The organism is Desulfoprunum sp. (assembly GCF_053613775.1).
Genome location: NZ_JBSHXH010000004.1, coordinates 1,538,113 through 1,551,863, shown reverse-complemented (window position 1 = coordinate 1,551,863; position 13,751 = coordinate 1,538,113). Strand labels below are relative to the sequence as shown.

The following is a 13,751-nucleotide window of genomic DNA, read 5'->3' as shown; positions in this document are numbered from 1 at the left end:
ATAAGTTAGGCATTTTCGTTAAAATGCAAACCGACCAATCGTTTTATTTCCATTTTTTCAATTTCGAGCAGTTGCTACATCTACTCCTACTACAGTTGCTACACTTGAATCTCCTCAATAATGACGAACTGTAGCAAGAGTATCGAATGTAGCAGTAGCAGTAGCCTATGAATAGCCAGTAAACCCGGAATAAGGCCCCTACAGCTGACTTGATCACAATCGGATGGTCGAGGGGGGAATCGCATGAGATTAGGAGGACCGTAGTGGAAGCTTAGCGCGGTTACATGGTGGCCATGTGGCTCTTACCTGGGACAATTGATCGCTGCGGCCAAGGATAAGTCCTGTCAGCATCGTCATACCCAATACGGCCGGTGCTTCAGATTTTTCCAAGATTACCTCAAGATCGCTGTTGGTGAATGTCGGTAGAGGCGACACTGAACCGAGCGGTCGCTCTGGCTAAGCCGTCGTCAAACAATAACCGTTACACAGAAATACCTTTCCGGCATAAGGGGCCGTAACGAAATGGTGAAAAATGTAACGGTTATTTCGTAACGGCCCCTAAGGTGGTCGAGACTTATCACAGCAACCTGTGACTGACCGAGGTAACACTGCTATTTTTTCCTATTGGCTGGGATATGCTGAAGGAAAAAATTTCGTAACTATTCAGCACAAATTATTTTAATCAAATCAAATAAAGTTCTTGACAGGTTATTTGTTGAATTTTTTCAAAATCCAACCGGTTTTCGATGTCGCACAGATTATTGCTTTATTCAACCCAGGCGGACTGTTATTGCAGCACTGTGACAATGGTGTGCACCCCCGGGTGTAAATTTTTTGAAAATGCCGTGACGGGCATCCTGGAGACAAAAATTTCGATTTAAAAACCCGTGTTATAATACGGTAACGCTTAACACGGGAGCTTTTCATGACGGTGGACAATATCAATGTGGATGATACGGTAAAAAGGGTCACGGCCTTGATCGCCGAGGAGAAAAATCTCTCCCCGGCACTCAAGAGCAGTCTTGAAGTTTTGCTTTTACTGATCTCCATCTTGGTCAACCGTCTTGGACTCAACAGTCGGAACAGCAGCAAACCGCCGGCGTCGGATCCGTTCCGGAAAAAAGAGCGGAAAACCGCTGGTGGACGAAAACCAGGCGGGCAGCATGGCCATGTCGGCAAGACCCTGCAACAGTTCAGCGACCCCGATATCGTCAAGCCCATCCCGATAGACAGGAGTCTCCTGCCGCCGGGGGAGTACAGGAGTGGCGGCCATGAGGCCAGGCAGGTTATCGATCTGGATATCAGCATCGTTGTCACCGAATGGCAGGCGGAAATCCTTGTCGATCAAAACGGGAAGAAGCATGTCGCACCCTTCCCCGAAGGCGTTACGCGGCCGATTCAGTATGGCATCGGAATCAAAATCAACTCGGTCTACATGTCACAATACCAGATGATTCCGTACAATCGTATCGAGGAGCAATTCGCCGATCAGCTGCAGATCCCGATCAGTGCCGGCTCCATCGTCAACTTCAACAGGGATGCCTTCGAGCGGCTGGAATTGTTCGATACCCGGGTCAAGAATCGGCTGGCCGAAGCCCCCGTGGTTCATCTTGATGAAACCGGAGTCAATGTCAACAGCAGCCGATATTGGCTTCACAACACCTCGACCGACAGCTACAGCTATTTTTACCCGCATCAGAAACGCGGCGGAGAAGCCCTTGATGAAATCGGCATCCTCTTCGGCTACCAGGGCATACTCTGCCATGACCACTGGAAGCCCTACTTCAACTATGGTGCGGCCCACGCCTTGTGCAATGCCCATCATCTCCGGGAACTGGAAAGGGTCGTCGAACAGGATGGACAGCAGTGGGCCAAACAGATGAGTGACCTCCTCCTGGAAATCAACCGGGCGGTGGATGAGGCCGGTGGTTCTCTCGACCCGCCAGACGCCGAGCTGTTTCGGCAGCGATACCGGGAAGTGTTGACCGAAGCCGAAATCGAGTGCCCTGAGCCGAAGAAAAAGGCATACCACCTGAAACCGGGAAGAATTGCCAGATCAAAAGCGAGAAATCTCCTGGAGCGGCTCGGAAAATTTGAGGATGCCGTGCTCCGCTTCATGGTCGACCCACTCGTCCCCTTTTCCAACAACCAGGCAGAGAATGATCTTCGCATGATCAAGGTCCAACAAAAGGTGTCGGGCTGCTTCCGATCGATGGACGGCGCCAAGGTATTTTGTCGCATCCGCAGTTACTTGACAACCTGCAGAAAACAGAGCGTTACTGCGACTGAAGCATTGCGCCTGCTGTTCGAGGGTAAATGGCCGGCATTCATGGCTGCCTCGGATGTTCATTTAGATGCTGAATAGATACAAAATTTCTTTTTATAGTATATAGAAACCAGATATCCATATTAAATTCCACTGAATATTGCTATTTCTCTCAGAGAGAAACGTGATTTTTATCTAGAACACAACCGCATAGTGGGAATGAACATGGAATTTGAAGAATTTTGTAGACTTGATACCCAAAACAATAATCGCTATCTTATACCGTCTAATTTTTTTTAACGTGGAGACTATTATGAACTCTATTCATCGCGCCTATTGTTGTAAACTTGCAATCACAATTCAAATTTATCTTTGAAACCGGTAAAGCGCTTACTTTTTCCAATAACCGCTATGTCATAATTAGATATCTGAATTTTCTTTCTATCAAAAAGTCAGCATGATCACTCTAGAATCAATCACTCCGGGCCTATCCCTCGTTGGCCTAGAACCCTTGGTCATTAGCACCGTTGTTGCGGTGATACCTATCGGAGAAGGTGCGGTACAAGTCATCTACAAGACCGCTGATGGTACACTTAAGGATAGGTTACTCAATCGTGGCGATGAAACAAACATCTCCGCCGCTACGGTTGAGCGACCATGGTCATTTGAAGGCGACGGCGAAGATTTCAAACTCACCGTCGAGGCTAAACGTATCGATCTCGCATTTCTTTTTGACCCGATGATGGCTGTTCACACATCCAATGTAGACCCATTGCCGCACCAGATAACGGCGGTCTACGAATCCATGCTACCCCGCCAACCTTTGCGATTTATCTTGGCAGATGATCCTGGGGCAGGCAAGACCATCATGGCTGGTCTCTATGTTCGTGAGCTCATAATGAGGGCGGATGCCAGGCGTATTGTCATTGTTGCTCCCGGTGGTTTGGTCGAGCAGTGGCGAGATGAGATGTTTGAGAAGTTCGGTCTGGAATTTCGCGTCTTCTCCAAGGAACTCCAATCCGCCACCCCATCCGGTAACCCTTTTGAAGACCTCGATCATTTTATTGTTAGACTTGACCAAATGTCTCGCAGTGAGGACCTGCAGGAGAAGCTTTGCGCCGCTGGATGGGACCTTGTGATATTTGACGAGGCCCACAAACTCGCAGCCCATTTTTATGGCAATAAACTTGAAAAGACTGGTCGCTTCAGGTTGGCCGAAAATCTTGGCGCGATGACCCGTCACCTGTTACTCATGACGGCCACGCCGCATAACGGCAAAGAGGAAGATTTCCAACTCTTTCTGTCGTTGCTCGACTCCGACCGTTTTTATGGCAAGTTTCGAGATGGCGTCCATAAGGTGGACACATCGGACCTCATGCGCCGGATGGTGAAAGAAGAACTGGTGAAGTTCGATGGTACGCCACTGTTTCCGGAGCGTCGTGCCTATACAGTGAATTATCAGCTCTCCGACCTCGAAGCAGCGCTCTACGAGGCGGTTACCCATTACGTGCAGACTGAGATGGGTAAAGCAGACCAACTGGATGGCCAACGCAAAGGGTCAATCGGCTTTGCGCTCACCGCCCTACAACGACGCCTCGCCTCTAGCCCTGAGGCTATCTTCCAATCTCTCAAACGACGCAGGGAAAGACTTGAACGCCGTTTGCGCGAAGAAAAAGTAGGTGCCCGTGGGCAACGAATCCTGGCCGAGACTCTTGATGCTCTACCCGAGGATGACGACGACTTAAACGCGGACGAGCAGGAACTATTGGAAGAATCACTGGTCGACAAGGCAACGGCATCCCAAACCATTGCCGAACTGGAGCAAGAAATCGTTATCCTCCAAGGCCTCGAACAGCAGGCGAAAATACTTGTGGCCTCCGGCCAAGACCGTAAATGGGATGAACTCTCCCGTATCCTGCAGAATGAACCGCAAATGTACGATGCTGGAGGCCGACAACGTAAAATCATCATTTTCAGTGAGCACCGTGACACCTTAAATTATCTGCATGAAAAGATTGCCGGTGTTTTGGGCGGCCACGAAGCCATTATCACGATTCACGGCGGTACACATCGTGATGACCGTCGGAAGGCGCAAGCACTGTTCCGTTCCGATCCTGATGTCCGGGTTTTGGTCGCTACCGACGCCGCCGGGGAAGGTGTGAACCTGCAAAACGCAAATTTAATGGTCAACTACGACCTCCCATGGAATCCAAATCGTCTCGAACAGCGATTTGGCCGGATCCACCGGATCGGGCAGGCTGAGGTCTGTCATCTCTGGAACCTGGTTGCCAAAGAAACCCGAGAAGGCGACGTCTTCCACCGGCTATTAAAGAAGTTGGAAGTTGAAAGCCAGGCTCTTAACGGTCGCGTGTTTGACATCCTGGGTGAAGTCTTTGAGAATTCCAGTCTCAAGGATTTACTCATGCAAGCAATTCGCTACGGTGATCAGCAAGAGGTCCGCGACCGCCTTGGCCGCAAAATTGAAAATGCCCTCGATCACGAGCATTTGAAGGATATCCTTGCACGTAACGCCTTGGCTGCTGAGACTATCACGCCGGAGCGACTCTTCCTCGTCAAAGAGGAGATGGAAAAAGCCGAGGCCAGGAGATTGCAACCGTATTTCATCCGTTCGTTTTTCATGAAAGCCTTTGCTTCCTTGAACGGCTCGATTTACCCTCGTGAGCTGGAACGTTACGAAATCACACATGTCCCTGCCGCATTACGAGAGCGCGACCGTGTTATCACTGGCCGCAACCGTCGTGATTTGGCTCCGGTTTTACGTCGCTATGAACGGGTTTGTTTCACAAAAGAAGCGGTGCGACCGATTAAGCGGCCCGGTATGGTTTTTGCCAGCATGATTCACCCTGGCCACCCGCTTATGCTGGCTGTAACCGATGTCGTGCTGGAACGACATGCCAATTTGCTCCGTCAGGGTGCCATCTTGGTGGATCCAGCTGACGATGGCGACAGACCGTCGCTTCTCTTTCTTTTAACCCATGAAATTAAATCCGGTGACGGCCAGGTCATTTCCAAGCGGCTGCAATTTGTTCATGTCTTCCCTGACGGATCTGCCAGTTTCGCGGGCTGGGCACCTCATCTTGATCTTGAATCGTTGCGGCCGGACGACTTTCCGCTCCTGACCGATACCCTGGCCCAACCATGGCTGTCCTCGGGTCTTGAACACCGAGCATTGGCTCTGGCAGCTTCCACCTTGGTGCCGGAGCATTTCAATGACGTCGCCGGCCGCCGCATTGCCCATGTGGATAAGACCATAAATGCCGTTCATGAAAGGTTGACCACGGAAATCAATTTCTGGACAGACCGTTATATCCGCCTCAGCGAAGACCAGGCAGCAGGCAAAGATGTCCGGCTGAATCTTGAAAATGTCCGTCGAACCTTGACCGACCTTGAGTCCCGCCTGGAAAGCCGAAAAAAAGAACTCCAGTCCATGCGTCATGTGACTTCGGCCACGCCGGTGGTTTTGAGTGGAGCTCTGGTCATCCCTGCAGGTCTCTTGAAAACCCTCCGCGGCGAGTCAATGGAAGACGCAACTGAAGCGGTCTTGGCTGCCGATCCTGTTGCCCGTGCCCGTATCGAGAAGATAGCGATGGACGCAGTGTGCCGAGCAGAAGAAGCGCAAAACTGCCAAGTGGTTGACGTTTCGGCCCAGAAATGCGGATGGGATGTTACTTCTTATCCGCCTGCTGTGAACGGCAAGCAGCCTTTGGCCCGCCACATCGAGGTTAAAGGCCGGGCTAAAGGACAAACCACTGTTACCGTCAGCCGCAATGAAGTACTATATGCCTTGAATCAAGCAGATAAATTCATCTTGGCTATTGTCATAGTGGATGGAGAGAAGGCCGAGGGGCCGTATTATATCCGGGAGCCTTTCAGTCAAGAACCCGATTGGGCGGTGAGCAGCATCAATCTTGATTTGGGAGAATTGTTGCGAAGATCTACTAAAGACTGACAAAAAAATGCCTATGGGGCTTGTGCTTTACAGAGGCGTTGGGTCGACGATATGCTCATCGGTGAGGCTAATAGCTTGTTTATCCTGCAAAATAGATAGTAGTCGATAATATTGGGCAGATAAATGTGGATGTGCACCCAAGTCATGAAAATGCACTTACGTAGAGGGGATCATGCATCTCAAGAAAGTCACACTGAAAAATTTCCGTTGTTTCGAGAAGCTAGACATTGATCTTCACCCACAGTTAACAGTCTTGGTGGCGGAGAATGGTGGCGGTAAAACTGCCATTCTTGATGGTATTGCCATTGGCCTATCACCTGTGCTGCGTTATCTGTCGTCAGCCAACCAGCGACTTTCCGGCCCTGGTATTGAGGATACTGACTTTCGCCTTATGACAATGTCGGTAGCCAAAGGGAAGAAACGCGAAACAAAGAGTGATTATGCTCAAGTCGTAATAGAGACCACGAACGGACTTAGGTGGGATAACTGGCGTGCTGCAACTAAGGGGAAACATCCTGAAACCAAGATAGGTCAGAGTGGTCTTGCTGCCTATGCATCCAGCCTGCTTGACAGTCTAAAAACTTCAGAGCCAAAACTGTTGCCGGTCTTTGCTTATTATGGCGCACGTAGGGGATGGATAGTCATTCCAGAGAGATTACGCGGATCAAAAGTTGATTATACTCAACCTACAGCGGCTCTTTACGGAGCACTTGACGACTTGACCGATTTTAGAGAGTTGGTCAATTGGTTTTATCAAGAGGATGCTGCAGAATCTCGGGCCAACAAGACAAGCACCCCCGAAGAATACGAGGATTTTTCTTCGCTATTAGCGGTTCGGAATGCGATCAGCTCGCTCTTGGGAGGCACTTACAGAAATCCGCATTTTAATAGACAGCATAAATTTGTAATTGAGTCGGGAACAGGACCGGCTGTACTCCAGATATCGCAACTCAGCCAAGGTTACCAAAGCATGTTGGCTTTGGCGATGGATTTTGCACGCAGGCTGGCGCTGGCTAATGACCACCTCGAACATAACAACATGGCGCCAATCATTGAGGCCAATAAGGAGATTATCTATTCAAGAGACATTGATAATTCCAATATTTGGCAATCTCCGCCGCTTTTTGCTCCGGCTATCATGTTGGTGGATGAGATCGATCTCCATCTTCATCCCTCGTGGCAACAGCGGGTACTGGGCGATCTGATGCGCGCCTTCCCCTGTACTCAATTCATCGTTACCACCCACAGTCCGCAGGTGTTGACCACTCTGCGCAAGGAGAATGTTCGCATCTTGGCTTGTGATGAAGAGGGGCAATGGACGGCCGAAGAACCAGCCATCAGTCCTCTTGGGCAAGAATCAGGGGATGCATTGGCCTATATTATGGATACTCATCCACGTCCTGAACTTCCAGGTATTCTGTCGGATGTTCATGCCTATGAGCAACTGGCTCGTGCTGGACAGGTTGATTCCGATGCGGCCCGTGACATCAAGAAAAGGCTCGACGCTGCCGGCTATGAGTTTAGCAAGGCAGATCAGGCCCTGTTCGATTTCCTTACCAGAAAGGTGAATCAAAAAAAGGCCAGTGATCAATGATTGAACTACAACACTTTCACGAGCCGGTTGAACTGCGCGATTACCGCAGTGCTCATCCAGGAAGTTCATGGGATGATCCGGCATTTGAATTGGTTCGGCCCGTTGTTCGTCGGCAACTCAATCGTGAGCAGGAAGGTCTCTGTATCTATTGCGAAATGCTACTCCTCGAGAATGAGGGTCATGTAGAGCATATCAAATCGAAAGGTCTTAATCCTCATCTCACCTTTGTCTATGACAACTTGGCCCACAGCTGTGATGGTCCTCGCCATTGCGGCCATCACAAAAAGAGTCAAGTGCTCCCTGTGGAGCCTCGCCCTGACTGTAATCGCTTCTTTTATTTAATGGCAATGGACGGAAAGCTTGTCCCCACCCCCGGACTCAGTCAGGCTGACACCGAGCGAGCCATGAAGACCATTCAAATTCTCTGTCTCAATACTCCCGCTCTGGCCAGGCAACGAAAAAGTTTTGCCTACACTGTGCGCTGTTTGTCCAGCAAACAGGATGTAGATGATTTTCTCAAAATATCACCCTTCCGATGGTCATTGCGAGGACTCTGATGATGGCCAAGCCGGGCAAAGTCTCCAGGAAGCACATCAAGCCCGCTTCAATATCTTGTAAACTCTGCAGATCAATCGGGCCGTTGCATCCATGCTCACATGTTATTCCGCAGTGGATGTATAAATTGCTTCCTCATGATGACCGGCCTATGCAGATTGCGTCTTCATATCAAGGAGAACAACAGCAGAGATCTCAAACAGGAATCTATGGTTCATTTGTGTGCCCGAACTGTGAAAAACGCTTTGCCGTTTGGGATAATTATGCTGCAACGATTCTCCTTCAATCTTCAGTTGTTACAAGCCAAGGTTTGGATTTTGGGGAATATGATTACAACAGGCTTGCTCGTTTTTTTCTTTCGGTCCTATGGAGGGCACATGCTTGTGAGCACACATTCTTCGATACAGTTGATCTCGATGCTCAAACAGTCACATTGGGAAACTGCCTTCTCATTGAAAACAAGGGTGCTTTGAGAGATTTTGATATCGTTCCAACCTGGTCATCGAACATACTTGCCCTCGGTGTAATGCCGCCGGTCAGAAGACTTGTTCAATCCGTCCCCTACTGGCAACTTTACCTGCCACTTTTCCAAGCACTGATTAAGGTGGTGCCGGGATCTGGGGCTGCCTGTTTGCAACCGTTTGTGATGGCTGAATGCAAAAACTTGTGCATGATTGAGAAAACATTCACCGAGTTTGGCGAAATTGAAATTGCTGAACGGGTGGTCAAAGAGAATATCAAAAAGAAAAATGATAAGCGTAAAAAGTCCAAAGAAGCTTATTGAAGTCGCTCTGCCGCTCGATATCATCAATACGGCATGCGCTCACGAAAAAATGCCTGGTATTGGGGCTCATCCTCGCGGAATTCATCTTTGGTGGGCTAGGCGTCCCTTAGCAGCGGCGCGGGCGGTGATTTTTTCCCAGATGGTCAATGACCCTTCATGGAAATGGGAGATGGAGCATCCGGGCCAGGTACCGCCGGGCAACCTCAAAGCCTCATGGGCCGCCAGCCGGAACCGTTTATTCAAAATTATTGAAGATCTGGTGCAATGGGAGAACACCACTGACGAGATGGTGCTCGAAAAAGCACGTATAGAGATTAAAAAATCCTGGTGGGAGGTCTGTAAACTCAATCAGGATCATCCCCAAGCGGCTGAGCTATTCAACCCGGACATTCTGCCGGGTTTTCATGACCCTTTTGCCGGTGGAGGCGCTATCCCGCTGGAGGCCCAGCGTCTGGGCCTGGTTGCCTACGCTTCCGACCTCAACCCTGTGGCAGTGCTGATCAACAAGGCGATGATTGAGATTCCGCCCAGGTTTGCCGGTCAACCGCCGGTGGGGCCATTGCCACCAAGTGAAAAGGTTGAAGCGAGTCTTTACGAGAAGACCTGGCCGGGAGCTACAGGCCTGGCCGAGGATGTGCGTCGCTATGGTGCATGGATGCGGGAAGAGGCGAAAAAGCGCATTGGTCATCTTTATCCGCCGATTGAGGTCACCCGCGAGATGGCCAGTGAGCGGCCCGATTTGCAAGAGTTGGTTGGCAAGAAACTCACCGTCATTGCTTGGATCTGGGCACGGACAGTGAAGAGCCCCAACCCGGCCTTCTCACATGTCGATGTGCCACTGGTTTCAACTTTTATCCTTTCCAATAAGAAGGGGAAAGAGGCATGGGTGCAGCCAGTGGTAGAAAGAGACAGCTATCGTTTCACCATCAAGGTCGGCGCCCCAGCGGAGGAGGCGAAAGGCGGAACTAAACTAGCGCGAGGAGCCAACTTCTCTTGTCTGGTTTCCGGAACAGTGATTGAGCCGAAATACATCTATGCCGAGGCGTTAGCCAAACGCCTGGGGACACGCCTAATGGCGGTTGTGGCCGAAGGCGTGAGAGGCAGGGTTTATCTTGATCCAACCTCAGTTATAGAAGAGATCGCTGTCAAGACACATCTAACCTGGATTCCGGAATTGGCCATGCCAGAAAATCCCCGGTGGTTCTCTCCGCCGATCTATGGCCTCACGACATACGGCGATCTTTTCACCCCACGCCAACTGATGGCCTTGACCACCTTCAGTGATCTGGTGGCCGAGGCGCGGGAAAAAAATCACCACGATGCTTTGGCCTCAGGCCTGACTGATGACAATAAAGGCCTGAATACTGGCGGCACCAGTGCGCTTGCCTATGCTGAGGCGGTGAGCGTGTATTTGGCGTTTGCAGTGAATCGTTGTGCTGACTTTTCAAATTCGGTTACAAGGTGGGTGCCAGGAAACCAAAAAGTAATGAACTTGTTTGGCAAACAGGCGATTGCCATGACGTGGGACTACCCCGAGGCCAATATACTCGCAGATACGGTCGGTGGTTTTAGTCAGGTTAAAGAATATATCTCCTCTTGCATTAAGAAGCTGTCTCCAAGCGAAGCAGGTTTCTCCATCCAATTTGATGCTCAAACTCAGACAACTTCTGTCAATAAGGTTGTATCTACCGACCCGCCTTATTATGACAATATTGGTTACGCGGACTTGTCGGATTTTTTCTATATTTGGCTGCGTAGGTCGTTACGACACCTTTATCCGGAGCTCTTTGCCACTTTGGCTGTACCCAAGGCCGAGGAGTTGGTCGCAACGCCTTATCGTCACGGCAGCAAAGAAAAAGCAGAGGCTTTTTTCCTCGATGGGATGACCCATGCGATTCATAAGGTGGCAGAACAATCTCACCCAGCCTTCCCGGTCACCATCTATTATGCCTTCAAAGCCGCAGAAACCAAAAGCGGCAATACAGCCTCAACAGGCTGGGAAACTTTTCTTGAGGCGGTACTCTTGGCCGGTTTTTCAATTGTTGGGACCTGGCCACTGCGCAGTGAACAGGAGTTTCGTATGGTAAGTATGGGCACCAACGCCCTCGCCTCCTCCATCGTCCTCGTCTGTCACAAACGCCATGCCGATGCCCCAACTATTTCCCGCCGCCAGTTCCAGCGAGAGTTAAATGCCATCCTCCCCGAGGCCCTGGATGAGATGACAAGGGGTGCGGAGGGCGATCATTCTCCCGTGGCCCCGGTGGATCTCTCACAAGCCATCATCGGGCCGGGCATGGCGATTTTTTCCAAATACAGTGCCGTACTGGAAGCGGATGGCACACCCATGTCCGTCAAGACGGCGCTGCAACTGATCAATCGTTTTCTCGCCGAAGACGATTTCGATCCCGACACCCAGTTCTGCCTGCACTGGTTCGAGCAGAACGGTTGGAAGGAGGGCAGCTTTGGCGATGCCGATATCCTGTCACGGGCCAAAGGAACTTCTGTCGCAGGGGTTTGTGAGGCCGGAGTCATCGAATCCGGCGGAGGCATCGTCCGGCTGCGCAAGTGGAGCGAATATTCCAGCGACTGGGACCCGACTACCGACAGCCGTCTGCCGGTCTGGGAGGCCCTGCACCAGTTGATCCGCGCCTTGAAAGAGGGTGGCGAGAGTGCTTCCGGGGTGCTCCTCACTGTTCTTTCCAACAAGACCGAGGCTATCCGTCAGCTCTCCTACCGACTTTACACCCTCTGCGAACGCCAGGGGTGGGCTGAAGACGCCCGTGCCTATAATGAACTCATCACTTCCTGGTCCGGCATTGAAGAGAAAGCGCAAGAAGCACGCCAGCCAAGTCCTACCCAGGGGAGATTATTTTGAAAATGGGTGAGGACATACCGGATAAAAGAACCGAGCTTCTTGAAGCTCTCATACAAGAAATGACGGCAGTATGGGCCTATCTCTATGCTTATGTGGGTCTTTTTGAACATATAGATCCGAGAAGAATGAAATTGCTGGAGAAAGCAGATCCCAATTTCTTTGCCCTTGTTCACCCTACAACGACACATATGATTTTTCCGTCGACATCCGTAACCGCTTTTTCCGATGCGAAAGGTAAGACCGGTGGTTCCGCACCTGAACCCATCGTATCAGAGCAATTGCCATGTCGATGTCAAACACACGCAAGGGCAATATTGCCTTGAGTAAAACCCTCAGTTGCGATGGCGTAATAACTGGTACTTTTTTTTCCCAACCGGATCTTGAGATGCCAGAGAAAGTAATGACTCAGCATGCATGTCAGCATATGGTGGTGCCAGCCTGGAAATTTGCGCACCTCATACTGGTCCATGCCAAGTTCGGTTTTGGTTTCTTCGAAGCATTGCTCGATCGCCCAGCGCAGCCCGCTCAGCCATACAAGTTTGGCCAAAGGAACACTGAGCGGTGCATTGGAAATAAAATAGGAATACGTCGGTTCAGGCTCAAGCGTCCTACGAATTAACAGCCAGACTGTTTTCCACGGCATCCCATGCCGAGAGAGGGTCACCCGTCGCTTGGTGAACTCATACTCGATCGGTCCCTTGGTGCCCTCGGAGACTTTTCGCCGGTACCAGAAGAAATCGTTGATCCGCGCGGCAAAGGATTTAACGGAAATCGATGCTTTGACCTGGTCGGAAACCAGCTCTTTCGTATGCTGTTGCCCGCCGTATTGATAGGTCTTTCGAATTACGACCGGGTGCTTGAGCCAGCATAACGTGTCTTCCGGTATTTGCAGGAGATATGTGACCCCGGTCAGAGCCTCGATGGCGTCTATGAACTCGCTGCTGTTGGCATAGACGGAATCGGCAAGGACATAACGGAACGGCAGTATGCCTTGGTCGGAGATCTCCGAGAGCATATCGACAGCAAGCTGTGGCTTGGTGCGAAAGAGAACGTCGGTCGGTAGTTTGCATTTGTCCCGTTTAGCACGATAGGCATCGGAGAACCACTTCTCGGGAACATAGAGCCGTTTATCGATAAGAGTGTAGCCATGCCGCGAAGCATAGGCAGCGAAAACGCCGACCTGGCAATTGTCGACCTTGCCGATGGTACCGCAGTATTGGCGGCCGACGCCGATAGAGTCGTTGCCTTTTTTGACGAAACCGCTCTCGTCGAAAATAATGGCTCCATCGGGATGCCCCGGGTCGTCGTTAACAAGACTACGATAGATATCTATGATCCTGGCATCATCCCACGGCGCGTCGGAAACAAAACGTTGCATCGCTCGGACTTTGCCGCCTTCCGTAGCAATGGCAATCGGCTCGATTGACTTGCGCTCGAGGTGGCTGAATTGACCGGTCATGTACCGATAGAAATTGTCACGGGATTCGCTGCGCTGAAAACACTCTGCGAAGTTCTCGTGGAACCCTTTGAGTTCGTAGGCCATATTTACTATATCATCGCGATCCAACTGAAACTGAGGTATTTGATAGAGATAGTCCGATTGTCGAATATCTGGTAACATGGCTCCACCTCCTTGTAGGTTTTTTTATTTCACCATACCAGAAGGGCCTGACAAACATCAAGTTAAAATTGATTAAATTGCGTTGT

Annotated in this window: 8 protein-coding genes; 7 read left to right on the top strand and 1 reads right to left on the bottom strand. The window is 50.5% G+C overall.

The window, feature by feature from the left end; genetic code table 11:
* Positions 1–925: 925 nt before the first annotated feature.
* From tnpC to ACWGKN_RS10970, 7 genes are all read left to right on the top strand, one after another.
* On the top strand, positions 926–2,365 hold the full coding sequence (tnpC, locus tag ACWGKN_RS11000; protein ID WP_452095203.1) for an IS66 family transposase: 1,440 nt from the start codon (positions 926–928) through the stop codon (positions 2,363–2,365).
* A gap of 358 nt (positions 2,366–2,723) precedes the next feature.
* The gene (locus ACWGKN_RS10995) at positions 2,724–6,236 is read left to right on the top strand and encodes a helicase-related protein (RefSeq protein ID WP_452095202.1); all 3,513 of its coding nucleotides are present in this window, start codon (positions 2,724–2,726) and stop codon (positions 6,234–6,236) included.
* A 172-nt stretch (positions 6,237–6,408) separates the two neighbouring features.
* A complete protein-coding gene (locus ACWGKN_RS10990; RefSeq protein WP_452095201.1) occupies positions 6,409–7,830 on the top strand; it encodes an AAA family ATPase in 1,422 nt (473 codons plus the stop codon).
* Complete coding sequence (locus tag ACWGKN_RS10985; RefSeq protein WP_452095200.1) at positions 7,827–8,387, top strand: retron system putative HNH endonuclease; 561 nt, start codon at positions 7,827–7,829, stop codon at positions 8,385–8,387. Before ACWGKN_RS10990 ends, ACWGKN_RS10985 begins: the two co-directional genes overlap by 4 nt.
* Positions 8,388–8,536: 149 nt before the next feature.
* Positions 8,537–9,169, top strand: a complete 633-nt coding sequence (locus tag ACWGKN_RS10980) for a hypothetical protein (protein ID WP_452095199.1) — start codon at positions 8,537–8,539, stop codon at positions 9,167–9,169.
* Positions 9,135–12,044, top strand: a complete 2,910-nt coding sequence (locus tag ACWGKN_RS10975) for a DUF1156 domain-containing protein (RefSeq protein WP_452095198.1) — start codon at positions 9,135–9,137, stop codon at positions 12,042–12,044. The genes ACWGKN_RS10980 and ACWGKN_RS10975 overlap by 35 nt, the downstream gene beginning before the upstream one ends.
* A gap of 2 nt (positions 12,045–12,046) precedes the next feature.
* A complete protein-coding gene (locus ACWGKN_RS10970) occupies positions 12,047–12,367 on the top strand; it encodes a hypothetical protein (RefSeq protein WP_452095197.1) in 321 nt (106 codons plus the stop codon).
* Here ACWGKN_RS10970 and ACWGKN_RS10965 read toward each other — a convergent pair.
* Positions 12,337–13,587 carry an IS701 family transposase gene (locus tag ACWGKN_RS10965; protein ID WP_452095196.1) on the bottom strand — a complete coding sequence of 417 codons (1,251 nt, stop codon included), beginning with the start codon at positions 13,585–13,587 and terminating at the stop codon, positions 12,337–12,339. The genes ACWGKN_RS10970 and ACWGKN_RS10965 overlap by 31 nt on opposite strands.
* Positions 13,588–13,751: the final 164 nt, after the last annotated feature.

Bases quoted from the DNA above. Each gene is read 5' to 3' on its own strand.
- ACWGKN_RS10990 (WP_452095201.1), top strand. From the start codon at position 6,409: ATGCATCTCAAGAAAGTCACACTGAAAAATTTCCGTTGTTTCGAGAAG.
- ACWGKN_RS10980 (WP_452095199.1), top strand. From the start codon at position 8,537: ATGCAGATTGCGTCTTCATATCAAGGAGAACAACAGCAGAGATCTCAA.
- ACWGKN_RS10975 (WP_452095198.1), top strand. From the start codon at position 9,135: ATGATAAGCGTAAAAAGTCCAAAGAAGCTTATTGAAGTCGCTCTGCCG.
- ACWGKN_RS10985 (WP_452095200.1), top strand. From the start codon at position 7,827: ATGATTGAACTACAACACTTTCACGAGCCGGTTGAACTGCGCGATTAC.
- ACWGKN_RS10965 (WP_452095196.1), bottom strand. From the start codon at position 13,587: ATGGCCTACGAACTCAAAGGGTTCCACGAGAACTTCGCAGAGTGTTTT.
- ACWGKN_RS10970 (WP_452095197.1), top strand. From the start codon at position 12,047: ATGGGTGAGGACATACCGGATAAAAGAACCGAGCTTCTTGAAGCTCTC.
- ACWGKN_RS10995 (WP_452095202.1), top strand. From the start codon at position 2,724: ATGATCACTCTAGAATCAATCACTCCGGGCCTATCCCTCGTTGGCCTA.
- tnpC (WP_452095203.1), top strand. From the start codon at position 926: ATGACGGTGGACAATATCAATGTGGATGATACGGTAAAAAGGGTCACG.